This is a genomic window from Chitinophaga niabensis (assembly GCF_900129465.1).
Classification (GTDB): domain Bacteria; phylum Bacteroidota; class Bacteroidia; order Chitinophagales; family Chitinophagaceae; genus Chitinophaga; species Chitinophaga niabensis.
The window spans coordinates 657,802-682,436 of record NZ_FSRA01000002.1 but is presented as its reverse complement, the minus strand read 5'-3'; the positions used below and the strand labels follow the sequence as shown (position 1 = coordinate 682,436).

Below are 24,635 nucleotides of genomic sequence, written 5' to 3'. Positions count from 1 at the left end.
AATACGAATAATAAATTTAGCATGAGAACGATCCTTTATTACTTACCAGCAATGGGTTGGATCGTTCTCATTCTTTTTTTATGCACCCTGCCCGGCTCAGAGATCCCCAAGATCTCGATCCTGGATAAACTACATGTAGATAAAGTGGTGCACTTTGTGCTGTTTGGCGGAACCGTGATCTTACTGGCTTATGGTTACTATAAACAGAATAATGGTCTTAGTGGCCTTGGGCTTTTAAGTATTGTACTCGTTGTTACTTTGTATGGCCTGGCAATAGAATTCATTCAAAAATACCTCGTGGTCAACAGGAGCTTTGATATGATGGATGTTTTGGCTGATGGTACAGGCGCAGCGGTGGGCGCTTTGATCTTCCGCTGGATCGGTAAAAGGTTCCTCAAATAACTACTGTTGCTCCCCTGTAATGATTCTGATGCACTCAAAATGAGTGCATTTTTGTTATAATGAGGTGCTGAATATCGGAATGAGAAAACTTTTGTGAACTGAAACAAACACTTTCTCCGAATGAGGCCATATCATTTGGCAGCGACTTTCCTTTCCCCTAATTTTATTTTCAAGAAATGATTGTTAACCCATGAATGCTGGATCTATCATCAGAAGATTAAGGGAAGAAAGAAATGTTACGCAGGAATACATGGCTTCAAAACTGAACATCGGCGTAACGGCATATGGAAATATAGAGCGCAATGATGTGAAGCGGCTCACCATCGACCGGTTAAAGGAAATAGCGGACATCCTCAAGGTACATGTATTTGAATTATTTGGTTATTCAGAAAGAGACGTCTTCCTGGCCAATAAGAAGAAACAAAGCGATGCGTTCAGTGATATCAACCTGCTCGCAGTATTACATTACTTCAGAAAAGATAAAGAGATCTTACATGCGGCGTTAAGCATCCTGAAAGAAATAAGTGATGCCCTCAGGCAGCAGGTGCAGGAGAATACGGCAGCCATTCACCGCCTGATGGAAATGCAGCTGGAGATGCATCAGCAACGTTTAAGTTCAGCATAACCCATGCATCCATTGTTTGTTAAAAGATCCGTCAAAGTTTAGGCATATAACAATGCGTTCGTCCATTGCAGTTAACCTTTAATTCCTTTGCTACCCAAGCTAGAACTGAAGCCGGAAACTACCGAAGATGCCAAACCTTTTTTCATAAGGTTCATCCGGTAGTGGCTTCGGTGCTAGGCGCCACACGAAATCTATCCGGATGAATTTGAGGATATTCTCCACGCCGGTACCTACTTCAACATAAGGATGGCTTTGAAGTGTTTTAAAAGGATAACCCGCGTTAAGGTTCAGGTTTTTATTAGACTCAGAGAGTTTGCCGATAATACCTTTGGCCGTCCAGAACTGGCGCAGCTTTAATCTGCGCACAAGTGGAATGTAGTTGAATAAACCACTGCCAAGCGTATGTTCCAGGTTGAAACCGGCGTATTGGTCACTGATGAATTCAAAGCGGTTCATCATGTTGAAGGCGTACTTGTTATAGTAGTAGATCTCGTTACCCGGATGTATTTCCAGCAATGGATAAGGCATGGCCGAGCCAAAGATCTTACCGCCAAAGAAGTTATAATACAGGCTGCCAAAAGGAGGAAGCTTTACATAGTCTGATATGGTAATGGATGTTTTGTGGTAGTTATAATTGCTCTTTAAAATGCCTTTAACACCCATGGCATATTTAAATTCCACAATAGGGTATTTACTGCCAAGACTGTAACGGTAATAATTCCCTTCGAGGAATTCCTCCCGGAAAGCATAACGCAGTTTAACCGCTACTTCCATATTGGTTAAAGGGTCAAGTCCTTCTCCATTGCTGTGGAAGAAGCTGCCGGAAGGCAAGGGTGCATAGGGGATGAACTGTTTATGCACAATGGAAAAATGATGAGAAAAGCCGGAGTAATATTCTTTAAAGAACTCTGCGCGCTTTTCATCTATCAGCATGAACTTCTGTGGTACATTGGGTTTGCGGATAGCCAGCGTAAAGATGTTATCCGTTCCCACTTCATCATAATAAGTAGCGCCATTATCAATATCGCGCACAAAGGAACCGTACACATACATGCGGGGATGGCGTTGCAGTAACCAGAGTGCGGAAAGTTTGCCTTTGAACCTGTCGTCTCCGAAGCCATAGGCCAGGTAACCATTCAGGTAAAGGTCCTTATTGAATTTAGGCGTGGTACCAAGGTCCAGCCGGAGGCGGAAACCTTCCTGTCTGTTCTGGGAGAACAGGTAGAAGTAAGGTCCCCATTCCAAAGGCCCGAAAGGTTTATAACCCGTAGCCAGGAAACGGATGGTGTTGGAATATTTCTGGAACAGGGGCATCTTCTGCAAGGTATCCACCATGTTGTAGATAGCCTGTTCATTTTTGCTGAGACGGTCGTGCCGGTTATTGTGCCAGAAAGAATCCGGGCGCTGGTTGGCACTGTCCGTTACCACAATGTTCTGCGGGTAACGTTTCTCCGTGAAGATATTCGTAGCCGCTGTATCATTCACAATCACATTGTTATAAGAAGTGGTCTTGCGGCCAATGAAATCAAGGGTTTTGGTAGGTTTAGGGCTGGGCGTCCAGAAGTCTACAATGAATTTATCTTTAGCCAGGAACCATCCGCTGCTATCCGGGAATTGTTTGTATTCCTGCACCAGGCTGATCTTTCTGACGAAGTTGATATTTGCATCGCCGGGAACAGATAAACTCATTTTCTGTACCGCGTACGTCGAATCCTGCACCCATACTTCCCCGATAAAAACATTCTCTCCTTTACGGCGGGGCTCAAAATTTAGCTTGATGAAACGATGATTACTGATGTATTGTGTATCCGTAATGCGGTAGTTGTAGAATAAAGTGCCGTTATTGGCAATAGGGCTTACAAAGTTCTTATCAAATACAGGAATATAGTTATCATACACATTGATGTTCTGGTACATGCCACCCAGGAACTTCGTTACACTTTCATTATCAATACCGGATGTACGGCTGCCCTTGATCACTTCTTTCGTTCGCTTGGGGCTTTTCTGGTAATAGTAATCGGATATGCTTTCCGTTAGAAAAACGGGCAGGAAGGGCTGGTTTTCCGTAGTACTGTCTATATTCTTGAGAATAAATGAGAACGGTTTGGTAAAGCGGTTCCTGGAAAGTTTTACCGTGTTCAGGTTTTTAAGGTCCAGTTCCAGTTTATTGTAGATCTCATATTTATAGCTCTCCAGTCGGTCATAGTTGTTTTCCGGTTTTCTTCGGATAATATGACGCAGCAACACCAACGCAAAATTCACATTGGCTTTTATCTCGTATGTTTTAAGGGAAACGTCTGAACGGCTGATCTCAAAATTGAGCGTTTGGTCCTTTAAATTTTTATCTACAAAAAGTACCGTTCTGCGATAACCCATTACCCTCACCAGTAATGAGTCAGAAGGAATAACGGGGAGTTCGAATACGAAATGACCTTCCGCATCAGTCACCATGCCGGTATTGGTGCCAACAAACTGCAAGGTTGCAAAGGGGATCAGTTCCTCGGTATGCGCGTCCTTAACGATGCCACTAATCTTGAATTGAGCGCTAAGGGGTAAGAAGCTGATGATGCAAATAACTAAAGCTATGGTTCGTTTCCAGCCGGTCATACAGGCAGCAAATTAGATAAAATTCACAGTAATTACGTTAAGGCACGGGTAAAAGCGACACTTTTATAACAAATATTTATGATAAAAGAGCACATCTAATTAGACGGCCCTTCCTTCCTGTTACCCCTATACCATTAATAACATAACAAACTTTAAACGTAAAATCTCCGATATTCGTTTAACTTTATTGGACAAAGTGCTTTTCTTATGAACGAGCAACAACATCTCGAAACACTCACAGACATTAAACGTATCATGGAGCGATCCACCCGCTTCATGTCCCTCAGCGGCCTTGGAGGTATAGGGGCTGGTATCAGTGCCCTGGTGGGAGCATATTTTGCCTGGAATATCCTGGAAGCACGTGGCAGCAGTAGCTACGATGGCGTGGCCAGGGGAGGTGAATCTTTATTGGTGATACGCCTGCTCATGATTGCCGCGGCTGTATTAGTAGCCGCATTAGGTGCAGGATTTTATTTCACCTGGAGAAAAGCGCAACGGGCAGGCCTTCCCGTTTGGGACGTTGTGGCCCGGAAAGTATTTATTAACCTCATGATCCCACTCGCTGCAGGGGGATTGTTTATATTTGGGTTGTTATATAATGATCAATTGGCACTGATAGCGCCCAGCTGTCTTGTGTTTTACGGCCTTGGGCTGGTAAATGCCAGCAAATACACGGTAACGGATATACGGTACCTGGGATATGCAGAGATCCTGCTTGGAATCCTGGCACTGTTCAATCTTTACCACGGGCTGTTATTCTGGGCGTTGGGTTTCGGAGTGATGCACATTATTTATGGTGCCCTGATGTGGTGGAAGTATGAACGTGTGACGGCAGAATAATGAACGCCTGATCCCTAAAAAGTATGGTCATGAATCCGATCGGTAACCTGAATAAAATATTTGAAAGCCGCATTCGCCTGGGGGTGATGAGCGTGCTTATGGTAAATGAAGAGGTCAGCTTTAATGACCTCAAACAAATGCTGGAAGTAACAGATGGTAATCTGGCTTCCCACCTGGCCACCTTAGAGGAAAATGTTTATATCAAAGTACACAAAGGATTCATCGGCAGAAAAACCAATACTACCTATTCCATTACCAAAGCAGGAGAAAAAGCCTTCAAAGGGCATCTTGCCGCACTGGAAGCAATGATCAAATTCAGTTCTTAGTTTATGTTTTCCAAACGCCTGCAAAGTTTCCGGCATGCCTTTAACGGCATCAGGTCATTCCTCCGCAGTGAACCCAACGGCCGTATCCATTTTGTGGCTACGATTGTGGTGATCATTGCAGGGGTGTGGTTTCGTTGCAGCATCACGGAATGGGCTATGCTGATCATTGTGATGGCCATGGTATGGTTAACAGAAATGCTCAACACTTCCATCGAAAAGATCATGGACCATATCACACCGGAACAACATCCCGGCGTGAAAAGGATCAAGGATATTGCAGCCGGGGCTGTGCTCATAGCTGCATTGTCAGCTGCTGTAGTTGGCGCATTGATCTTTATTCCCAGGATAATATAAAAAAGGCTGTCTCGATCTGAGACAGCCTTTTTTATATTATATCATTAAGTAAGCTTAGAAATCTACACCCATTGAAATATAAAGCAGGGGTTTGCCGCGGAAGAAACCAGTCATTGGCCAGCCCGCATCTGCTTTCACAAAATAACCCAGCAATGTAGTTCTCGCACCAAAACCATAACCACCTACAAATGGTCCCAGGAACCCTTCTTTGATCTTCACAATAAGACCATCATTACTGGTGTAGGTAGTGTAGTTCGCATCCTTGAAGCTCAGCTTCTGGTTCCAGGCAGTTCCGATATCTACGAAAGTGGTCAGCTGGAAGTTACGGAGGAATGCAGAGTTGATCGGCTTGTCAATGAAAGTGGTGAATACCGGTAAACGTAATTCTGTATTCAGCAACATCACATTGTTACCGTTTTTGATATTCTGTTTGTAACCACGCATGTTAACCGCAAGGGTTTGGTAGGCATAGTTATCATTCGTCATCGGTGTGTTTTTGTGAATGTCAGGCGTGAACGTCCAGTTATCTACCCCACCCAGGAAGTACACCAGTTTGCTGCTACCCCAGGAGAGGTCCGCAGAGAAACGGGTAGCCCAGATGAAATTACGCAGGATCTGCTCATAGTGCCTTGCATCGATGCCCATGTTATAGGTCAGTTTGCCTTTAGGTGTTACCTGTCCGAACAAAGTATTCCGGTTGCTGGACATCTGTGCCATCAGGTCTCCGTAGATCTTGTAACGGGTTCCTTTATAAATATTGATGGCAGGGTTCAGCGTATTATCATGCACATATTCCAAACGGCCCAGTGCGTAAGTTTGAACAAAGGATTTCTGGTTCAGGGAAGGGATATCGTTAGCCAATATCACCAACTCGTCTCTTCTGATGCCGGCTTGCAAACGAAGGCTGCGCACCACATCAAAAGGATATTTCACCTCGCCCTGGTAGATATTGGTCTTGTTCTTTACCGGGTAGGCTACTTCATCAGACACCAGGTCTCCCTTATCTACTTTACGGTAATAAGTGAACTTATAGTCGAACCGTTTTTTCAGGTAGGACATGGAGAACATATACTCCGTACCATCCAATCCCAGCGGGATACGGAAGGCACCACTGAATTTGTAATCTTCCATCAGATCACTCACCCCTATACGGATCAACCCGTTAATAGGATCTGTTAACCGGATAGGTGACATGGGTTTACCGCCGAATGCCTGGTATTTACTCATGAGCACGGAGTTATCTATCTGTGCCACCAGGTAATCCGATGCGAACTTGAGCTTGTAATTGCTCAGCCTGGCCAGTTTCAGTACAGGTGGTTCATCCCTGGCAGCCCGGGCATCAACGGTTTGCTGGCTGGTAGTATCTTTCGGCTCATTGCCAAATTCATTCTGGAAGAAATCGTTTTGCTTGGCAGCTGAAGTGTCCTTCTGATTATACACACTGGGCAATCCTAACTTGAGACTGTCCGCATGCATCTGGGCAGCACGGAAACGTGTAGGCCTTGCATTCACATTCCTTCTGCGCAAAGTGTTCGTATCCACTTTCAGTTTGTACAGGCGTTTGTAATCACCGATCTGCACTACTTCAGAAACCATTCCCTGGTCGCCTGCAATACGTGATTCCTTGATACCATGCTGATAGTTGGTAACCGGGAATACGTAGGTGGAATCATTGGTAATAGTAATGGCCTGAACAGAATCCGGAGCCGTAGAACCATATTCTGCCAATGCAGAATCCAGTTCTTCCTTATCAGGGTTATGCAGTATTTCCGCGCCCACAAAGAAGAGGGAATCCACACCTGCCCTTTCTGTTTTAAAAAAACCGGCATAACGGTTGTTGATACCATTCGCATCTGTTACGAAGGTGAAGTGGGTACCATTATATTGTACCGGAAGGCGTGCATTACCATAAGGCAGGTCTGTTAATTGAGACACCTGCTTTTCGGAAGACTTGTTCCAGTTGTCGATCAAAAAGATATTGTAACGGTTGTGTGGTAATACGGTATCTCCGCCACGGGCCTTTGGAGAAGGCCTGTTAGAGGAATAAATGATCCCGCTCTTGCCGGGGAAAGCTACAAATGAAGGGTCCAGGTCATCATACACATCGTTGGTGATCTGTTCTACCTTACCGTTAGAGATGCTGTAAGTGAAAATATCCGTATGCCCATTTTTCACCGCAGAAAGCAGCAGGGAGTTATCAAATTCAAAGAAATATTTGAAGTCTATTACCCGGTCAAACTGCGGAAGGTCCTGGTAGATCTTCAGTTTGGTGATCAGGTCATACACCATGAGTTTGGTTTTACCTTCATGCTCATAGATGATGGCCAGTCTGTTACCTTTCTGGTTCCAGGCCAGCAGAGGATAGTTCGGGTCCAGTTTGGAGGATAATTGCCTTACCCCGCTTTTCAGCAATACTTTGGAAGTATTATAACCCAGGTTGATCTCTACTTTGTACAGTCCTTTACGGTATTCGATCACCGCATACATGCTGTTCTTAGGGTTCGCCTGGTAACGATAGAAATTGGATTTGCCGATCTCATTGGAGATAACACCGGTCCCGCGGGTATATTGGCGGCGTTTGCGGTTATCTTCCTGGTAACGTTTGGTGGTGTACATCATGAAATCCTTCATGGCCTTTTTAGGGGTCATGTGCAGCACCTGCTCAAAACCTTTTTTCAGGCCACGGTTGATCCGGGTGATGTACATCAGGTAAGGCACCGCATCTTTTCCGTACTTGCTTTCCACATAATACCAGAAAGCCTGCCCCGCCAGCAGGGGCTTATCGTAAGCCAGTTTATTAAAAGAAGAGTATTTATTAGAGGCGAATATGCTTTTTAATTCTTCATCCAGCTGAGGGTTCCAGTTTTCTGCCGCATAGGCAATAAAACCATCCGTGAACCAGTTCGGGAAATCTATCAACACTGCATTTCCGGCAAACTCCCCGATATCCTCTCCAAAAAGCAAAGTTTCCAGCATCACCCGGGCAATACCCTGGCGGATCTGGCGACGCAGATTTTCGTGGTTCCCGTCAAAATATACCAGGAGCTTATTACCCACCAGTTTGGTGACCCCTCCCGTATTCTGCCATTCTATCCCTATCCCTATATTGGATTGCTTGAATTCCCCGAAGTTATTGTACACCACAATATTCACTTTCTGGCGGAAAGTATATTCCATAAATTCCTCCAGGCTCGGTAATTCCTTCTCAGCAGCCTGCGCTACATACTTTCCCAGTTCCAGCCCATTTTGTGAGAAATAGGTGTTAAAATGCCGGGTCGTATAGTACCGCCATTTGAAGTTCTTGAACTGAACCCGGTTCTGACCAAACTCCACCGTATTAGTCTGAGCCTTAACGTGAAACGTGCCAATCAATAGGATAGTGAAGAATAAGAATGACCTGGTAATAAATCGGTTCATACGGAAAGTATTGATAATATTGTGTTCTGAATTAAAATTAGCAAAAATCGGTCAACAATGTTTGAAATCAAATATTTCACGGTGAATCCTTTACAGGAAAACTCGTACGTTCTTATTAACGACAAAAAGGACTGTATCATTATAGACCCGGGCTATTATTATCAAAATGAACGCGATGAATTCCTTCAGTTTATACGGGATAATAGCCTGAACGTTGCCCGCCTGCTGAATACCCACTGCCATTTTGATCATATTTTCAGCAATCAGCTGGTGGCCAAAACCTTTAATGTAGGGCTGGAAATTCACCAGAAAGACCAGGTGGTGCTGGATCGCGCCAGCCAGTCGGGGTTGATGTATAACATTCCCTTTGAGCCATCCCCCATGCCGGCATCTTACCTGGAAGAGGGGGATAAAGTGGTGCTGGGAGAAGATGAACTGGAAGTGATCCTTACTCCCGGCCATTCCCCTGGCAGCATTTCTTTCTATTGCGCCAAACAGGGTTTTGTGATTGCCGGAGACGTGTTATTTAAACAGAGTATTGGCCGATCCGATTTTCCGGGAGGTAATTTAGAAGTATTAACCAGCAGTATCCGGGAAAAACTATACAAACTGCCGGACGAAACGGTTGTTTATCCGGGTCATGGCCCTTCCACCACCATAGGTTTTGAAAAGAAACACAACCCTTTTGTGCCGGAAGATCCCTCAACGCGTTTTGCGTAAGCGGGAAAGGAGACTGCCAAATTCTGCCCTTTCCATAAAGAGGATAACGGCCCCGTATATACCCAAACCCGCAAGGCCCGCTGCATGCAGTAAAAGCATGCCCGGATGCCGGGAACGGAGATAATGATGTGCCAGGAAAATAACCGTTGCCAGGCCAAGGTAAGAAAGGATCTTGCCTACCGGGTAAGGAACAGGATAATATTTCTGCCCGAAGAGGTAGGAAGTAACCATCATAAAAGCATAACAGATCAGGGTCGTCCAGGCAGCTCCCATGTAAACGAACCGGGGGATCAGCCAGATGTTGAGTACAATGGTGATCACAGCTCCGGCCACAGTAATATAGGCCCCGATCAGGTTCTGGTTCGTGAGCTTATACCAGATGGTGAGGTTGTAATAGATCCCGAGGAATACCGTGCCCATGGTAATAATAGGCACAATATCCAGGGCATCCGCATAGGAGGGGTCTTTGGTAGTGATCAGGAGTTTCCAGATATCCAGGAAAAGCGCAACCCCCAGGAACACCGCACCACAAACCATCACAAAGAATTTCATGATCCGCGCATAGGTAAACCGGGCGTCCTCATTTTTACTCATGTTAAAAAAGAAGGGTTCCGCCGCCATTTTAAAGGCCTGTATAAAAATAACGATCAGCAGGGCCAGCTTGTAATTCGCAGAAAAAATACCCTGCACGTCGAACTGCGCCCCGGGTAATAGATAAGTAAAAGAAAGCCGGCTCATCAGCTCATTGATCATCCCACCAAACCCAACGATCACCAGGGGAAGGCTGTAACGCATCACCTCCTTCCAAAGCGTTTGGTCAAAGGACCAGTGGATGACCTTTATCTCAGCCGATAAAAGTACCAGGGTGAGCAGGGAGGCCAGTAAATTGGCGATCAATATATAACCTACCCCGTAGAGCGGGTTGTACCAGCTCATCCAGTCCGGGTTGCCTTTTTGCAGCATGGGGCAGATCATCAGGAAGAACATGGAAAAAACGAGATTGGAAACCACGTTCATCAGTTTGATGAAAGCATATTTCCGGGGCCTGCCCTCCTGCCTTAAACGGGCAAAAGGCAAAGTGGAAAGGGTATCCAGGAAGATGATAATAGCCGTATAATAAATGAAATCAGCATGGCCAGGCAGCTTCAGCAATTCCGAAATAGGGGAGGCACTCACTAACAGGAAGAAGGTGAATACAGATGTACTCACCAGCATGGAAACGCAGAGGGTATTATACAGCTTTGATTTATCCGTAGTTTGGGCAAACCGGAAATAACTGGTCTCCAGGCCGTAAGTGAAAATAACATTCAGGAAAGGGATCACCTGGTATACCAGGGACATCTGCCCAAAATCATAGGGCACCAGGAAGCCGGTAAAAAGTATGGAGGTGAAGAAGCTGAGGAATCTGCTGGTGATAGTAGGTAAACCGTACCAAATCGTTTGTCCCGCCAGTTTTTTAATATTTCCCAATGCGCTGAATTTGATTCAAAAATAGATGTTGGCTTACTCGTTTCCAAAGTTATTCCGGCGGTTGTTCTTTTTATCGCTCAACCGCTTTTTCAATTGAATGCGCTTTTCTATCATGGCCTTAGTAGGTTTCACTTTGATGCGTTTCTTTGGAACAATAAGCGCCTGCTGCAAAAGATGGTTCATCTTTTTGATCACCTCTCCCTTATTACCCAGCTGGCTGCGTTCTGTTTGGCTCTTCACCTGTAAAAGCCCCTCTGCATTCAGTTTACTACCCAGTTTGGACAGGATCCGGGTTTTCTGCTCTTCGGTTAAAATGGCAGACTCCGCAACATTAAAATAGCCTTCCACCATGGTTTCCACCTTGTTCACATTCTGTCCGCCGCTGCCACCGCTGCGGGCTGTTTTAAATTTAATTTCCGATGCTACATCCAGCATAAAGCATTTCTTATCTTTAAACACAAAAGTAAACCGAATCCGGCGATATTATGAAAGCAGTGATCCAAAGAGTTACAAATGCCAGCGTTACCATCAATGGAGTAGTGAAGTCGGCCATAGAAGAGGGTTTGTTGGTGCTGGTAGGGATAGAGGATGCAGATGGGGAGGAAGATATCACCTGGCTCAGCAATAAGATCGTTAACCTGCGGATCTTTAATGACGATGCCGGGGTGATGAATAAAAGTGTATTGAAAACAGGGGGAGATCTGATCCTCGTGAGCCAGTTCACCCTCCATGCCTCCACCAAAAAAGGGAACCGCCCATCTTACCTGAAAGCCAGTAAGCCAGACATCGCCATTCCTTTATATGAAAAAATGAAGGCCCGGCTGGAACAGGACCTGGGAAAAAACATCGGTACCGGGGAATTTGGAGCAGATATGAAAGTAGCCCTCCTCAACGACGGACCCGTTACCATTATAATAGATACAAAAAACAGGGAATAATATGACCATCAAAGAAACCCAGGAACGTGTAGACCAGTGGATCAAAACCACCGGGGTACGGTATTTCTCTGAACTAACGAATATGGCTATACTCACGGAAGAAGTGGGAGAAGTAGCCCGCCTGATCTCCCGTAAATACGGGGACCAGTCCTTTAAGGAATCCGATAAAAATAAAGACCTGGGAGACGAACTCGCAGATGTTCTATGGGTACTGGTTTGCCTGGCCAATCAAACCGGGGTAGACCTTACCGCCGCCCTCGAAAAGAATTTCGAGAAAAAGAACATCCGGGATGCAACCCGGCATAAAGACAATGAAAAGCTCAAGTAATTAATAAATTACAGTTTCGATATTAATTCAATACGTTGTTTCAATTTTCAAATTTATCTTTGCGCGACTATGGCAACAGATCAGAACAAGTTCCAGGCGATCATTTCGCATTGTAAAGAATACGGTTTTATTTTTCAGTCCAGTGAAATATATGATGGGTTGAGTGCAGTATATGATTATGGCCAGTATGGTGCGGAACTCAAGAAGAACGTACGGGATTATTGGTGGAAGAGCATGACGCAAATGCACGAAAATATCGTGGGGATCGATTCTGCGATCTTCATGCACCCTACTATCTGGAAAGCCTCCGGCCACGTGGATAATTTCAGCGATCCCATGATCGATAACAAGGATAGCAAAAAACGTTATCGTGTAGATCACCTCATAGAAGGATATGCAGATACCCTGCCCGAAGCAGAAAAAACAGCGCTGATCCAGCAAATGGAAGAGCTGCTGAAAGGAAACGATTACCCCGGTTTGAAGAAACTGATAGAAGATAATAAGATCAAATGCGCCGTAAGCGGCACTGTTAACTGGACGGATGTAAGGGAGTTCAACTTGATGTTTTCCACGCAAATGGGTAGTGTTGCGGAAGATGCCAATGAGATCTACCTGCGCCCCGAAACAGCACAGGGTATTTTTGTGAACTTCCTCAACGTGCAGAAAACCGGCCGGATGAAAATTCCCTTTGGTATTGCACAAGTTGGTAAAGCTTTCCGTAATGAGATCGTAGCCCGCCAGTTCGTATTCCGCATGCGCGAATTCGAACAGATGGAAATGCAGTTCTTTATCCGCCCTGGCACTGAAGATGAATGGTATGCCTACTGGAAAGAAGAACGTATGAAGTGGCACAAGAGCCTTGGCCTCGATCCTGCAAGGCTCCAATACCACGATCACGCAAAACTGGCATTCTATGCAAAAGCAGCCGTGGATATTGAGTATGAATTCCCGATAGGATTTAAAGAAGTGGAAGGTATCCACTCCCGCACAGACCACGACCTGAAACAACATCAGCAATACTCTGGTAAGAAGATGCAATACTTCGATACAGAGATCAATCAGAATTACATTCCTTATGTAATTGAAACTTCTATCGGCTTAGACCGTTGCTGCCTGATGGTATTGAGTGAAGCTTATGAAGAGCAGGACCTCGGCACGCCGGAGAAACCGGATAGCCGTGTAGTATTAAAGTTCCCCGCTAAACTGGCACCTATCAAACTGGCTGTGTTCCCGCTCACCAAAAAAGATGGTTTACCAGAGTTGGCCAAGGAATTAATGGCAGACTGCAAAAAGAGCTTCTATTGCTATTACGAAGAAAAGGATAGCATCGGAAAACGCTACCGCCGCCAGGATGCGATCGGTACACCTTTCTGTGTAACCATTGATCACCAAACAAAAGAAGATGGTACCGTAACTGTGCGTTACAGGGATAGCATGGAACAGGAAAGGATTCCTCTTGCCAGCGTAAAAGAAATGGTAATGAAAAAGATCCTCGAATAAATTTCAAAAGGCCGGATGATCATCCGGCCTTTTTTATGCTCGTTTAAAACATATAATATAAGACTTTCACTTAAATGTATATTTTAGAGGGAGACAAACTTAAGACCCTAACAATGAACCTTAGACTCCTTTTAGCTTTAACAGCTGTTTTCAGCTGCGGACAACCTCAACCCCTTAATAACTATCCTTATCAGTATGTTGAAACCAAACAGGAAGAAAGTAATGAAATGCTCTTATTCGCTTACAACGATTCTATCAATCCAGCCACTTTACAGCAATTCTGCAAAGAGAAAAAGGATAGTTTCAAAAGCGGCTTTTTCCATTTCATTGTGATCTTTGATAAAAAGGAGAACGCAGTTTTCCCCAGGAATCCTTTAACGGCCATGTATGGCATGGATAAGGATGCATTGATGCACATCCGGGCCATCTATACATTCAACAAGCTGAATGGGTACAGTAAACTAACCATGTATGAAAAAAATGCTTACGAAAGCGCACCTGTGGTAACCGATATTCACTAGCCATATAATTCAAGATGGATATCATGCCGGTCGTACCCCATGGCTACGATCTTCTGTTTTGCCTCATCGATCATGGCCTTCCATCCGCAGAGGAAAAAATTCGCCGGTCTTTTATCTGCGAGCAGTTCTTCGTACACCGCGTGTACATATCCCTTTCTACCGCTCCAGTCTTCCCTGGATAAAGTGGGGATGTATTGAAACCCCGGCATCTCTGCATGCAGTTTCATCATTTCTTCCTTATACAAAAGATCTTTTTCGTAACGGGAGCCTGAAATGAGATAGATGTTTGGATGTGCGATGCCGTGATTATGCAAATGATGCGTCATAGAGCGGAAAGGAGCAATGCCTGTTCCTGTGCAGATGAAAAAGAGATCTTTCTCCAATACTTCCGGCAAGGTGAAAACGCCGAGAGGGCCACGCATGGTCAGTTCCGTGCCTTCCGTAACTTGTGTGCAAAGATAAGTGGAACCAGGCCCGCCTTCCAGCAGCACGATCACCAGTTCTATTTCATTCGTCCCGTTGGGATGGGAGGCAATGGAATAACTTCGCCAGCGCTTATTCATTTTTTCGTGGATCGGCAGATCGAGGGTTACAAACTGACCAGGTTTAAAATCAAAAGAACTTCTATCGGGAACGCGGATCCAGAACCTTTTTGTATTGTACGTCTCTTCCACAATCTTTGTTACCACGCCGGTGAACCATTTTTCGGGCATGTATATAGGATTTATGTAAAATGTTCGTTGCTTCCTTATCAGTTCAATCAATTTACATAAAAAACGACAATATATGAAATAAGCTACCCTGCCTCCCGGAAAGCAAAAAGCCTTATCTTTGCCATCTTCATGAATTTGCAGGGTGTTTTACAGTTGTACGAGCGAGATTCCCGCCTGAAATCACTGGCGGCCGGAATCCTATTGCCTGGTCCCGGATATTTTCACCTCACAGGCCTTTCGGGAAGTGCGCCTGCTTTTGTGGGAGCCACCATCTGGAACAGCGCAGACGTCAACCACCTGTTCATTCTCAACGACAAAGAAGAAGCTGCCTATTTCCATAACGACCTGGAACAACTCACACAGGCGCTGGACCTTTTCTACTTCCCCGATTCTTTCAAAAAAACCGGCCAGTTCCAGGAATTCAACAGCAGTCATAGTATGCTTCGTACAGAGGCGTTGATGAAACTAACCGGCAAACATGTACATAAAAAGATCCTCGTCACTTACCCGGAAGCACTCTTTGAGAAAGTAGCCGGTAATACTGCCTACAATGCCAACATGATCCATGTGAAAGTTGGCGAAACACTTAAGGTAGATGAACTCCTGCAGAAACTGGTAACCTGGGGATTTGAACATTCCGATTTTGTATACGGCCCCGGCCAGTATGCCGTAAGAGGAGGGATCCTGGATATCTATTCTTTCGGGAATGAAAAGCCTTACCGTTTTGAACTGTTTGGGGAAGAAGTGGATTCCATTCGCTTATTTGATCCCGAAACCCAGCTCAGTGAAAGAAAACTGAACCAGGTAACGCTGATCGCTAACATGGATACACGTGCAGTTACCCATAGCAAAATGGGCCTGCCGGAATTCCTGCCGGAAAACACCGTAGTATGGATCAAAGACCCTGCTTACGTACAGGGTGTGATCAACCAGATGGAACAACGTTTGGAGGATTGGTTGCAGACCGGCCAGAAAGTAAAAGTAGGAGAGGAAGAAGAATTGCTGTTAGGGGAAGAAGATTTTGTAAAAGGAAATGAGATCATGGAACAGTTGTTAAAACGTTCCTGCATCGTATTTGGCCCTCATTTTAGTTTTGAGAAAGTACCCGCAGCTGTTCAATCCATTGCTTTCAGCACCACAGAACAACCTGTATTTAACCGCCAGTTTGATCTGCTGATCAAAGACCTGGCTAAACATAATGCCGCTAAATCCGCCCTCTTCATCTTTGCTGAAAACCCACGCCAGCTGGAACGTTTGCGTAGTATCTTTGAAGACCTGAAAGCGGATTTCAGTTTCTATCCCATTCCCGCCGCAATCAGCAACGGCTTCATAGATAACGATCTGAAAATGGTGTGTTATACAGACCATCAGATCTTCCAGCGTTATCACAAGTACAAGGTGAAACAGGCTTACAACAAGAACAAAGCCATCACCCTCAAAACATTAAGGGAATTATCGTCCGGAGATTATGTAACACACATCGATCACGGCGTGGGCGTATACAGTGGATTACAGAAGATAGAAGTGAATGGAAAGATGCAGGAAGCCATTCGTATCATTTACAAGAATAACGACCTCTTGTATGTGAACATCAACTCTCTGCACAAGATCAGCAAATACACCGGCAAGGAAGGCGTTTCTCCGAAAGTGAATAAACTGGGCAGCGATGCCTGGGATAAGCTGAAAGAGAAAGCCAAAACGCAGGTAAAAGATATCGCGAAAGACCTCATTAAACTATACGCCGCGCGTAAAGCCCAACAGGGATTTTCGCATACGCCTGATACTTACCTGCAAACAGAACTGGAGTCCTCTTTCATATATGAGGATACACCGGATCAAAGCAAAGCCGTATCAGATGTTAAGCGGGATATGGAATCACCATCGCCGATGGACAGGCTGGTATGTGGAGACGTGGGCTTTGGTAAAACAGAGGTGGCTGTTCGTGCTGCTTTCAAAACAGTGGTAGATGGCAAACAGGCAGCTGTGTTAGTTCCCACCACCATCCTCGCTTTCCAGCACTACAAAACATTCTCTGAACGGTTAAAGGATTTCCCCTGTACCGTAGATTACATCAATCGTTTTAAATCCGCCAAAGAGAAAAAGGAAACACTGCAAAGGCTGGCAGAAGGTAAGATCGATATCATTATCGGTACACATGCGCTGCTTGGAAAAGAAGTGAAGTTCAAAGACCTCGGTGTAATGGTAGTGGATGAAGAACAGAAGTTTGGTGTAACAGCGAAAGAGAAGCTCAAAACCCTCAAAGTAAATGTAGATACACTCACACTCACCGCAACACCTATCCCGAGAACCTTACAGTTCTCCCTGATGGGTGCCCGTGATCTTTCTGTGATCAATACGCCGCCGCCTAACCGCCAGCCGATTGAAACAGAAGTGCATGTATTTGATAAAGACCTGATCCGCGATGCGATCTATTATGAAACAGAACGTGGCGGCCAGGTATATTTCATTCACAATCGTGTGAACGGTTTGCGTGAGATGGCAGGCCTGATCCAGGAACTGTGCCCGGATCTTTCCATTGCCACTGCGCATGGCCAGATGGAAGGCCATCAGCTGGAACAGGTGATCATGGATTTCATCGACCGTAAATACGATGTGCTGGTATGTACCAATATCGTAGAAAGCGGTGTGGACATTTCCAATGCCAACACCATCATCATCAACAGTGCGAACCACTTTGGCTTAAGTGACCTGCATCAGCTGCGCGGCCGAGTGGGAAGAAGTAACAAGAAAGCATTCTGTTACCTGCTGGCACCTCCCATGAGCACCTTGCCGTCCGATAGCCGCAAACGCCTGCAAACACTGGAACAACACAGTGAATTAGGCAGTGGTTTCCAGATTGCCATGCGCGACCTTGATATCAGAGGAGCCGGTAACCTCTTAGGCGGAGAGCAAAGCGGTTTTATCTCAGAGATCGGATTCGACATGTACACCAAGATCCTCGATGAGGCCATCCGCGAATTAAAACAAACCGACTTTAAGGACCTCTTCAAAGAGCAACTCGAAGAAAAGAAAGATTTCATCAGCGATTGTACGATAGATACAGACCTGGAGATCCTGATCCCCGATTCATATATAGAAAGTATACAGGAACGTTTGAACCTCTACCAGGAACTGGATAACATTACGTTGGAAAGTAAATTGGTAGAATTTGAGACGGGCCTGGTAGACCGTTTCGGCCCATATCCGGAACCTGTGAGAGACCTGTTCACCACCATCCGTTGCCGTTGGGAAGCGATCGCTTTAGGTTTTGAAAAGATGATCCTGAAAGAAGAAAAATTACGTTGTTATTTTATTAATAACCCGGATAGCCCGTATTTCGAATCCCCCACTTTCCAGCATATCCTGTCTTATATACAGACGCGGACCAACAATGCAAAACTGAAGCAGGTAGGAAAGAACTTTATGTTAGTAGTAGACCGGATCAAGACCATGGACGATCTGTACAGCTTCCTGAAAAAGATGAGCGACGCCCGTAATTAACCCGATTGGCATTATCATTGTAACAAATGCGTGAGTTGTACGTTACATGCACATTACCTAACTAAAAACAAAAAGAAAAGTTAAAGCCTGCAAGGGCATATGGAAACACACCAAAACCCTGCATCCTGTACTTGAATTTAAAACTGAAAGCAATGAAAAGATTAACCGTATTATTAATGGGACTCTTTATGACAGCAACATCCTTTGCACAAACAACGGACAACAAACCCCCGGTAAAGAAAATTGAAGTGACCGGAACAGCCGAGATGGAGATCACACCGGACGAGATCACCATCAACATCACCCTGCGTGAATATTATAAGAATAAAACCAACAAAGTAGGGATCACTACCCTCGAAGCGCAGTTGCAAAAAGCTGTACAGGACGCCGGTATCAGCAAAGAGAACTTCACCATCGGAAATGTATTTGGTTATAACTACGATCAGTGGTGGAAAAAGAAAAAGACTACAGAAGACTTCCTGGCACGTAAGCAATATGTGCTGAAAGTAAACCGCCTGGACAAGATCAATGGCATCCTTGCAGCGGTAGATGAAGAAGGTATCGAAAGTGTGAACATTGCTTCTTTCAACTCTTCCAAGATGGAAGAATACCGCAAGCAGGTAAAAACAAATGCACTGAAAGCGGCGAAAGCAAAAGCAGAATACCTGTTGTCTGCCATTGATGAAAAGATTGGTGGTGTGATAGAGATCCAGGAGTTCAACAACGATCAGTACAGTGATATCCGTCCTGAAGCTGCCAACATGAGAATGTTTGCTAAGGCGGATGCAGTAGGTGCTGGTGTTCCGGATTCAAACATTGATGTAAAGACCATCAAGATCCGCGCAGAGATCAGAGCCGTATTCGGAATTAAGTAATAATAACATTAAATATAAAAAAAAGGCTGCCAGTCGTCACTGGTAGCCTTTTTCTTGTCTGAAACATTTCGCCTGCGGCTGAAGACGCATGGCTTTGCGTTGTTCTACTGTCAATTAAACTTGTCTATTCACTTCTATTTTGCTATTTTCTTATAAACTGCGCCCGGCGGAGTTATAAGACTTAGTGCATCAGGTAATAGGTAACAGGGATAAATAGGGAATTATAGGATATGGTAATGAGTTTATTTCATGCGTAATACATTCACATCAAATTTGCCTTCCGTGATCATCTTCGACTGAGATATATCCACATCATTGATCAGTTTACCGGAGAAAGTGCCTTTGGCTTTAGTTTCGGAAATAGTTTCCAGCGTGATGGTAGCAATACCGCCATCGTTCACATCATCTGCAGAATAAGCCTCAGAGAATCCTGATTTATACCAGGCCAGGTAATTATAGGTGCTGTTGGACAAAACGTAGGTCCCTGGCTTCAGTTGGGTGTCCGGGAATACCACATTTATAGTAATACCCTGGTTATCAGCTCCTAATCCTGAAATGATCAGGTAAGAGTTAACACTGCCGGTATCATAATAGGTAGCGGTAAGTTGTTTATTAATAGTTACGAGAACGTCATCAATTTTCACCGAGCAGGTGCCCGCGGCGACATCTTTATCTTTTTCACATGCGCTCAGTGCAGCAGTAGCCAGGAGGCCCAGCGCCAGTAAGGATTGTTTCAATTTCATAGGATATAAGCGTTACAAAGACAAGTGCAATATAATACACATATATAGATTAAAAAAATATATTATGGATAATTTTTGTTAGCCGAGGGGGATTGTTGGGGATTCAGATGGTTGACATTCGGTATTCGTATATCTGAGATAGGCTTGACATAGGGTTGATATAGGTTTAAGGAATAGGAAGAATATGTTATTCCAATAGCTCTCCTTCAAAGGGTAGCTTATACACATTATGTTGATAATCAGTTAATTGAATGTGGCCCGGATAGAGTTTTAAATTTGAAAACAGGTTGCCATATCACATCTTACATGCCAGTTTAGATGTATTTGAGGAAGCGCTAAACAAAAGACGGTATCACAGCAACAAACTAAAAGTCGATCATTGCATAAAAGAGAGGAGTTTTCGTGAATGCCAGTTGCACCTGCGCTGGAGATTACTATACAACTGACAATTATCTCTTCTTCCTTATATACGTTGATGCCGTGTTTTAATATGGGGAAATCTTTTGCATGGTCACCAAAATAATGATGTAAATAGCTGTTTTTATTATCTGCGCTATCAAGTGTAAAAGTCTGATCATCAAACACTTCAATTCTGAAATCGTTGTATTGATAAGTATTCATAAGTTTTAACCTGCCATGTTATTATTGTCTGGGTTTATCATGCTGTGGGTCAAGATCAACAGGCACATCAGAGAACCGGAGCAATCTTTCTTCCAATAGCTGATTGATCTGATAAATGATCGTGTCATCTAAGGCTGCCGGGATCTTAGAGGTATATGTTGAAGCCATGTATTCAATATATTGTTGTACTGTCATTTTACCCTTTGCGGCTAAAAATACAATCTGGGGCCAGGGATCAAGTGTGATCACCCTGGGATTATTAGGGTCAAGGATAAGAATGTTTTCCTTATCCTTCCCTTGCCAGGATGCTACACGGTAAAAATATTTGTCTTTATACGGATAGGCGGCAAGGGACTCAAAGGGAGGAAGCACCCGTTCTTTTTTTCTGAAAAAATTGAACATCGATCAATTAAATTGTGAAAGCATAAGATACAAAAATATGTTTTGGGAAGAGAAAATAGACCTGATAGCAAAAAAGCACGGCCCGGATGGGTTTAAGAATCCATTTACTGCATGGCCTGAAATCCTTAAGAATATTGAGGATAAATTTATTATCAGAACCTATGATTCCAATTGGGAAGATAATGTAAAACAAAAAGAAGAACTGGCTATAATTGAAATAAAAGAATTGAATACGTTACTGTCATCATTACCTGATAAAAACTATTGGTTAGTGATGATGATGGGAGATTATCCTACAGCAAAACGTCTGATATATGACTGCAACATCGCAGCGCTTAAAGATCTGATCAGTTTGAGTAAGTATGATTTCTATATTGTAGATAAAAAATACAACTGGCTAACTTATTTTAAATGTGGTACGGAAAAGATAACGTTATATAAAAGCGGTATCACAAATTCTCCTTTTGATATAAGAGCGTCAGGCTAACTGTCTCCATTTTCTTCATCAAGCCGCTTTTGAGTCCGCTTCCCTTTAATAGTTCCCTTTAAGCAAAAACCACAGGGACAGGGCTTTGTTCCTTTACTCCCCGGCTTGTAGCGCCATCCGATATTCTGCGGAAGATGTTTGATACTGGTAATTTCTTTCGGTTCGATCTTTTTGTCTATAATAAGTTCATAGCCTAATGGATCTTCTAATTCCATGATCTCTTTTATGGCTTCACCCAAAGTAATATGCCGGTGTGGCTGATTGTATCTGCCAGCGTAAACTAATTCACCTGATGCAATACGGAAATAAATTCCTACATATGTTTTAGCACCATTGCGTTTAAGTTCTCTCAACCATTGATGGTTCACATAGAAATTCTGCAATACCGGCATGCAGTAAATGCCAGCACTGTACTTACCGCTTTTATTCCTACATGCATGATGCTGTTTGCATCTTTTTCATCTGCTAAATGTACAAGTGTAGGTATATGTTACTTATTAATACTTGCAAAGTCTTCCATCACCTCTTCAAAACTACGGACCTCCGTTGCAAGATGTTCCGGCAAGCCATGTTCCTTGCCATATGCCCATTTTGCCTTACCTGAAATCAACACGGGCTCAATCTCCTTACTCAATGCCCTGATATGCTGCCATGTTAGCCAGGAGTAATCCTCCTCATAGATCTCAAAGCTGAGGCAGGGAAAAGATCTTTCACCATCTAGATCATTAAAATACAGGAGATGATCCGGTTTGTACTCAATGATATACAGGTCTCCTTCGTCTTCATATTCTTTTGCATGGGCGATCCGTAAAGCATTAACCGGAATTACTTTTAACGCATTGCTCTCAAGAAAATCATCTATCCTTTTGAGCTTTTTCTTCGTTTCCCTGTTTAATTTATATATTTCATACGGTACAAAAATTACATAGCCATATGCGAATACGGCAATTGTCCCAAAAACAAATACTGCCAGATCATAAGCTTTTAAGTACATAGCAATGGACGTAGTAGCTATACCAATAAGAAGCGCTATCAGGTAATGTATGATCTTTTTACTTTTCAGCTTTTTAGTTGCTTCCTTCTTCAGTTTTTTCAGGGTAGCTATTTCATCTGTATGCAACGGCCTGATGATCGTATGTAATTCCATAGTGATTTAAGGTACAAAAAAATCCCGGCCGCTCACGCAACCGGGACTTCATATATTCTCAAAACATTCAATTAAGCGTCAATCCTCGCATACTTCGCATGCGATTCAATAAACTCCCTACGTGGAGGAACCTCATCACCCATCAGCATCGTAAACACGCGATCTGCTTCAAAAGCACTATCTATCGTTACCTGCTTCAGCGTACGCACTTCAGGGTTCATGGTAGTATCCCACAATTGCTCGGCGTTCATCTCTCCAAGACCTTTATAACGCTGGATGGTAACACTCTCTTCTTTACCACCACCTGCAAGTTTAGTAACAGCAGCTTTACGTTGTTCATCAGTCCATGCATAGATATGATCTTTACCTTTCTTCACCTGGTATAAAGGTGGTTGAGCGAGGTATACATATCCTTGTTCCACCATCGCCTTCATGTACCTGAAGATGAAAGTGAGGATCAGGGTGGCAATGTGACTTCCATCCACGTCCGCATCCGTCATGATGATCAGCTTGTGATAACGCAGCTTGCTGAGGTTCAATGCTTTTTCATCTTCCGGTGTACCAATGGTAACACCCAGAGCGGTGAATATATTCTTGATCTCTTCGTTCTCGTAGATCTTATGTTCCAATGCTTTTTCTACGTTCAGGATCTTACCACGGAGTGGGAGGATAGCCTGCGTATTCCTGTTACGGCCTTGTTTTGCCGTACCACCTGCCGAGTCCCCTTCCACCAGGTACAGTTCACATTTGGTAGGATCGTTATCAGAGCAGTCTGCCAGTTTACCTGGTAATCCGCTGCCGGTCATTACACTTTTCCTTTGCACCATCTGGCGGGCCTTACGTGCAGCTTCACGAGCCTGGGCGGCTAATACTACCTTATTGATAATGATCTTGGCTTCACGGGGATGTTCTTCCAGGAAGTGGTCCAGAACATTGGCCACTGCGCTGTCCACCACACCCATTACGTCTGAGTTACCTAATTTGGTTTTGGTCTGACCTTCAAACTGTGGCTCAGGAACTTTTACGCTCACGATACAGCTGAGGCCTTCGCGGAAGTCATCTCCTGTTACTTCTACCTTAGACTTTTCGAACATTTTGTTCTTATCGCCATAGGATTTGAAAACACGGGTGATGGCCCTGCGGAAACCAGCAACGTGGGTACCGCCTTCAATTGTATTGATATTATTTACGTACGAGAAGATGTTCTCGTGGAAAGAGTCATTATATAACAGCGCCACTTCTACTACTACATTAGAAACGGGATCGTGTGCTTCAATATAGATAGGTTCAGGCACGATGGAATTACGGCGGCCGTTTTGGTCCATCAGCTGTACGAACTCGATGATACCACCTTCACTGTAGAAAACTTCATTGAAAGAGTTGCCGTTTTCATCTTTTTCGCGCTCGTCAGTGAGGGTGATGCGGATCTTCCTGTTCAGGAAGGCCAGCTCGCGCAATCTGCCTGCTAAGGTTTCGCGGTTATAAGTGGTTTCTGTGAAAATGGTGGCGTCTGGTTTGAAATGGGTAGTTGTTCCGGTAGCATCGCTTTCGCCGATCTCACGAACAGGATATTGGGGAATTCCCATTTTGTATTCCTGTTCAAAGATCTTGCCTTCGCGGCGTACGGTAACATGTAAAGGATCGCTGAGGGCGTTCACGCAACTTACACCCACCCCATGGAGACCACCGGATACCTTGTAAGTATTCTTGTCGAATTTACCACCTGCGTGCAGAACGGTCATTACAACCTCCAGGGCGGAGCGTTTTTCTTTGGCGTGGATGCCGGTAGGAATACCCCGTCCGTCATCACTAACCCGGATGGAATTGTCCTCCAGGATCGTTACTTCAATGTTTTTGCAATATCCGGCCAGGGCTTCATCGATTGAGTTGTCGACTACTTCATATACAAGGTGGTGCAAACCTTTTACCCCAATATCGCCAATGTACATGGCGGGACGTTTACGTACGGCTTCCAACCCTTCCAATACCTGAATACTACCCGCATCATAGCTATTGCTAGAGGTAGTTGCTTGCGCTAGTTCTTCACTCATATTATTAGCTGAAAATCTTTTTTAAACAAATCAGTAGACAATCATGC

General features: G+C 44.3%; 24 protein-coding genes. 13 read left to right on the top strand and 11 right to left on the bottom strand.

The window, feature by feature from the left end:
- Positions 1–21 precede the first annotated feature (21 nt).
- Entirely contained in the window at positions 22–402 is a 381-nt protein-coding gene (locus BUR42_RS19715) for a VanZ family protein (protein WP_159442308.1), read from the top strand.
- Positions 403–592: 190 nt separating this feature from the next.
- Positions 593–1,027 carry a helix-turn-helix domain-containing protein gene (locus BUR42_RS19710; protein WP_074241245.1) on the top strand — a complete coding sequence of 145 codons (435 nt, stop codon included), beginning with the start codon at positions 593–595 and terminating at the stop codon, positions 1,025–1,027.
- 99 nt (positions 1,028–1,126) lie between these two features.
- On the opposite strand, the gene BUR42_RS19705 is transcribed toward BUR42_RS19710, so the two are convergent.
- Positions 1,127–3,634, bottom strand: a complete 2,508-nt coding sequence (locus BUR42_RS19705; protein ID WP_074241243.1) for a DUF5686 family protein — start codon at positions 3,632–3,634, stop codon at positions 1,127–1,129.
- 207 nt (positions 3,635–3,841) lie between these two features.
- Between BUR42_RS19705 and BUR42_RS19700 the strand changes: the two genes are divergently transcribed.
- The 3 genes from BUR42_RS19700 to BUR42_RS19690 are packed head-to-tail and all read left to right on the top strand — an operon-like array spanning position 3,842 to position 5,154.
- The gene (locus BUR42_RS19700; protein ID WP_074241241.1) at positions 3,842–4,474 is read left to right on the top strand and encodes a hypothetical protein; all 633 of its coding nucleotides are present in this window, start codon (positions 3,842–3,844) and stop codon (positions 4,472–4,474) included.
- Between the two features lie 29 nt (positions 4,475–4,503).
- The gene (locus BUR42_RS19695) at positions 4,504–4,800 is read left to right on the top strand and encodes a winged helix-turn-helix domain-containing protein (RefSeq protein ID WP_074241239.1); all 297 of its coding nucleotides are present in this window, start codon (positions 4,504–4,506) and stop codon (positions 4,798–4,800) included.
- Positions 4,801–4,803: 3 nt separating this feature from the next.
- Complete coding sequence (locus BUR42_RS19690) at positions 4,804–5,154, top strand: diacylglycerol kinase family protein (RefSeq protein WP_074241238.1); 351 nt, start codon at positions 4,804–4,806, stop codon at positions 5,152–5,154.
- Positions 5,155–5,208: 54 nt separating this feature from the next.
- On the opposite strand, the gene BUR42_RS19685 is transcribed toward BUR42_RS19690, so the two are convergent.
- Entirely contained in the window at positions 5,209–8,571 is a 3,363-nt protein-coding gene (locus BUR42_RS19685) for a TolB-like translocation protein (RefSeq protein WP_074241236.1), read from the bottom strand.
- Between the two features lie 57 nt (positions 8,572–8,628).
- Here BUR42_RS19685 and BUR42_RS19680 point away from each other — a divergent pair, with 57 nt between their 5' ends.
- The gene (locus tag BUR42_RS19680; protein ID WP_074241233.1) at positions 8,629–9,291 is read left to right on the top strand and encodes an MBL fold metallo-hydrolase; all 663 of its coding nucleotides are present in this window, start codon (positions 8,629–8,631) and stop codon (positions 9,289–9,291) included.
- Here BUR42_RS19680 and BUR42_RS19675 read toward each other — a convergent pair.
- Positions 9,274–10,761 carry a lipopolysaccharide biosynthesis protein gene (locus BUR42_RS19675; protein ID WP_084185715.1) on the bottom strand — a complete coding sequence of 496 codons (1,488 nt, stop codon included), beginning with the start codon at positions 10,759–10,761 and terminating at the stop codon, positions 9,274–9,276. The genes BUR42_RS19680 and BUR42_RS19675 overlap by 18 nt on opposite strands.
- A 33-nt stretch (positions 10,762–10,794) precedes the next feature.
- Positions 10,795–11,196: an alternative ribosome rescue aminoacyl-tRNA hydrolase ArfB gene (gene arfB / locus BUR42_RS19670; RefSeq protein WP_074241231.1), complete on the bottom strand. Its 402-nt coding sequence runs from the start codon at positions 11,194–11,196 to the stop codon at positions 10,795–10,797.
- A 50-nt stretch (positions 11,197–11,246) separates the two neighbouring features.
- Here arfB and dtd point away from each other — a divergent pair, with 50 nt between their 5' ends.
- The 4 genes from dtd to BUR42_RS19650 all read left to right on the top strand — a co-directional run bounded on the left by dtd (position 11,247) and on the right by BUR42_RS19650 (position 14,048).
- Positions 11,247–11,699 carry a D-aminoacyl-tRNA deacylase gene (dtd, locus tag BUR42_RS19665; protein WP_074241229.1) on the top strand — a complete coding sequence of 151 codons (453 nt, stop codon included), beginning with the start codon at positions 11,247–11,249 and terminating at the stop codon, positions 11,697–11,699.
- Position 11,700: 1 nt separating this feature from the next.
- A complete protein-coding gene (locus BUR42_RS19660) occupies positions 11,701–12,027 on the top strand; it encodes a nucleotide pyrophosphohydrolase (RefSeq protein ID WP_074241228.1) in 327 nt (108 codons plus the stop codon).
- A gap of 69 nt (positions 12,028–12,096) precedes the next feature.
- Positions 12,097–13,527, top strand: a complete 1,431-nt coding sequence (locus tag BUR42_RS19655; protein WP_074241226.1) for a glycine--tRNA ligase — start codon at positions 12,097–12,099, stop codon at positions 13,525–13,527.
- A gap of 113 nt (positions 13,528–13,640) precedes the next feature.
- Positions 13,641–14,048: a hypothetical protein gene (locus BUR42_RS19650; protein WP_074241224.1), complete on the top strand. Its 408-nt coding sequence runs from the start codon at positions 13,641–13,643 to the stop codon at positions 14,046–14,048.
- Here the strand turns inward: BUR42_RS19650 and BUR42_RS19645 are convergent.
- Positions 14,045–14,761, bottom strand: a complete 717-nt coding sequence (locus BUR42_RS19645; RefSeq protein ID WP_074241222.1) for a ferredoxin--NADP reductase — start codon at positions 14,759–14,761, stop codon at positions 14,045–14,047. The two genes, BUR42_RS19650 and BUR42_RS19645, sit on opposite strands and share 4 nt — an antisense overlap.
- A 129-nt stretch (positions 14,762–14,890) precedes the next feature.
- Between BUR42_RS19645 and mfd the strand changes: the two genes are divergently transcribed.
- Both mfd and BUR42_RS19635 read left to right on the top strand, forming a co-directional pair.
- Entirely contained in the window at positions 14,891–18,262 is a 3,372-nt protein-coding gene (mfd, locus tag BUR42_RS19640; protein ID WP_074241220.1) for a transcription-repair coupling factor, read from the top strand.
- Positions 18,263–18,414: 152 nt separating this feature from the next.
- Positions 18,415–19,137, top strand: a complete 723-nt coding sequence (locus BUR42_RS19635) for an SIMPL domain-containing protein (RefSeq protein WP_074241217.1) — start codon at positions 18,415–18,417, stop codon at positions 19,135–19,137.
- Positions 19,138–19,379: 242 nt separating this feature from the next.
- Here BUR42_RS19635 and BUR42_RS19630 read toward each other — a convergent pair whose 3' ends face one another.
- The 3 genes from BUR42_RS19630 to BUR42_RS19625 form a co-directional block, all read right to left on the bottom strand.
- Positions 19,380–19,880, bottom strand: coding sequence for a hypothetical protein (locus BUR42_RS19630; RefSeq protein ID WP_074241215.1), 501 nt, complete (start codon positions 19,878–19,880; stop codon positions 19,380–19,382).
- Between the two features lie 270 nt (positions 19,881–20,150).
- Positions 20,151–20,501, bottom strand: coding sequence for a hypothetical protein (locus BUR42_RS29600; protein ID WP_143197526.1), 351 nt, complete (start codon positions 20,499–20,501; stop codon positions 20,151–20,153).
- A gap of 21 nt (positions 20,502–20,522) precedes the next feature.
- Positions 20,523–20,903 (bottom strand): hypothetical protein, encoded by a 381-nt coding sequence (locus BUR42_RS19625; RefSeq protein WP_074241213.1) that lies wholly within the window; start codon positions 20,901–20,903, stop codon positions 20,523–20,525.
- A gap of 37 nt (positions 20,904–20,940) precedes the next feature.
- On the opposite strand from BUR42_RS19625, the gene BUR42_RS19620 reads away from it, so the two are divergent.
- Positions 20,941–21,390 (top strand): DUF6756 family protein, encoded by a 450-nt coding sequence (locus BUR42_RS19620; RefSeq protein WP_074241211.1) that lies wholly within the window; start codon positions 20,941–20,943, stop codon positions 21,388–21,390.
- On the opposite strand, the gene BUR42_RS19615 is transcribed toward BUR42_RS19620, so the two are convergent.
- The 3 genes from BUR42_RS19615 to gyrB form a co-directional block, all read right to left on the bottom strand.
- The gene (locus BUR42_RS19615; protein WP_143197525.1) at positions 21,387–21,743 is read right to left on the bottom strand and encodes a hypothetical protein; all 357 of its coding nucleotides are present in this window, start codon (positions 21,741–21,743) and stop codon (positions 21,387–21,389) included. The two genes, BUR42_RS19620 and BUR42_RS19615, sit on opposite strands and share 4 nt — an antisense overlap.
- 137 nt (positions 21,744–21,880) lie before the next feature.
- Entirely contained in the window at positions 21,881–22,537 is a 657-nt protein-coding gene (locus BUR42_RS19610; RefSeq protein ID WP_074241206.1) for a hypothetical protein, read from the bottom strand.
- Positions 22,538–22,608: 71 nt separating this feature from the next.
- Entirely contained in the window at positions 22,609–24,588 is a 1,980-nt protein-coding gene (gyrB, locus tag BUR42_RS19605) for a DNA topoisomerase (ATP-hydrolyzing) subunit B (RefSeq protein WP_074241204.1), read from the bottom strand.
- Positions 24,589–24,635 lie beyond the last annotated feature (47 nt).

Bases quoted from the DNA above. Each gene is read 5' to 3' on its own strand.
- BUR42_RS19715 (WP_159442308.1), top strand. From the start codon at position 22: ATGAGAACGATCCTTTATTACTTACCAGCAATGGGTTGGATCGTTCTC.
- BUR42_RS19710 (WP_074241245.1), top strand. From the start codon at position 593: ATGAATGCTGGATCTATCATCAGAAGATTAAGGGAAGAAAGAAATGTT.
- BUR42_RS19705 (WP_074241243.1), bottom strand. From the start codon at position 3,634: ATGACCGGCTGGAAACGAACCATAGCTTTAGTTATTTGCATCATCAGC.
- BUR42_RS19700 (WP_074241241.1), top strand. From the start codon at position 3,842: ATGAACGAGCAACAACATCTCGAAACACTCACAGACATTAAACGTATC.
- BUR42_RS19695 (WP_074241239.1), top strand. From the start codon at position 4,504: ATGAATCCGATCGGTAACCTGAATAAAATATTTGAAAGCCGCATTCGC.
- BUR42_RS19690 (WP_074241238.1), top strand. From the start codon at position 4,804: ATGTTTTCCAAACGCCTGCAAAGTTTCCGGCATGCCTTTAACGGCATC.
- BUR42_RS19685 (WP_074241236.1), bottom strand. From the start codon at position 8,571: ATGAACCGATTTATTACCAGGTCATTCTTATTCTTCACTATCCTATTG.
- BUR42_RS19680 (WP_074241233.1), top strand. From the start codon at position 8,629: ATGTTTGAAATCAAATATTTCACGGTGAATCCTTTACAGGAAAACTCG.
- arfB (WP_074241231.1), bottom strand. From the start codon at position 11,196: ATGCTGGATGTAGCATCGGAAATTAAATTTAAAACAGCCCGCAGCGGT.
- dtd (WP_074241229.1), top strand. From the start codon at position 11,247: ATGAAAGCAGTGATCCAAAGAGTTACAAATGCCAGCGTTACCATCAAT.
- BUR42_RS19660 (WP_074241228.1), top strand. From the start codon at position 11,701: ATGACCATCAAAGAAACCCAGGAACGTGTAGACCAGTGGATCAAAACC.
- BUR42_RS19655 (WP_074241226.1), top strand. From the start codon at position 12,097: ATGGCAACAGATCAGAACAAGTTCCAGGCGATCATTTCGCATTGTAAA.
- BUR42_RS19650 (WP_074241224.1), top strand. From the start codon at position 13,641: ATGAACCTTAGACTCCTTTTAGCTTTAACAGCTGTTTTCAGCTGCGGA.
- BUR42_RS19645 (WP_074241222.1), bottom strand. From the start codon at position 14,761: ATGCCCGAAAAATGGTTCACCGGCGTGGTAACAAAGATTGTGGAAGAG.
- mfd (WP_074241220.1), top strand. From the start codon at position 14,891: ATGAATTTGCAGGGTGTTTTACAGTTGTACGAGCGAGATTCCCGCCTG.
- BUR42_RS19635 (WP_074241217.1), top strand. From the start codon at position 18,415: ATGAAAAGATTAACCGTATTATTAATGGGACTCTTTATGACAGCAACA.
- BUR42_RS19630 (WP_074241215.1), bottom strand. From the start codon at position 19,880: ATGAAATTGAAACAATCCTTACTGGCGCTGGGCCTCCTGGCTACTGCT.
- BUR42_RS29600 (WP_143197526.1), bottom strand. From the start codon at position 20,501: ATGAATACTTATCAATACAACGATTTCAGAATTGAAGTGTTTGATGAT.
- BUR42_RS19625 (WP_074241213.1), bottom strand. From the start codon at position 20,903: ATGTTCAATTTTTTCAGAAAAAAAGAACGGGTGCTTCCTCCCTTTGAG.
- BUR42_RS19620 (WP_074241211.1), top strand. From the start codon at position 20,941: ATGTTTTGGGAAGAGAAAATAGACCTGATAGCAAAAAAGCACGGCCCG.
- BUR42_RS19610 (WP_074241206.1), bottom strand. From the start codon at position 22,537: ATGGAATTACATACGATCATCAGGCCGTTGCATACAGATGAAATAGCT.
- gyrB (WP_074241204.1), bottom strand. From the start codon at position 24,588: ATGAGTGAAGAACTAGCGCAAGCAACTACCTCTAGCAATAGCTATGAT.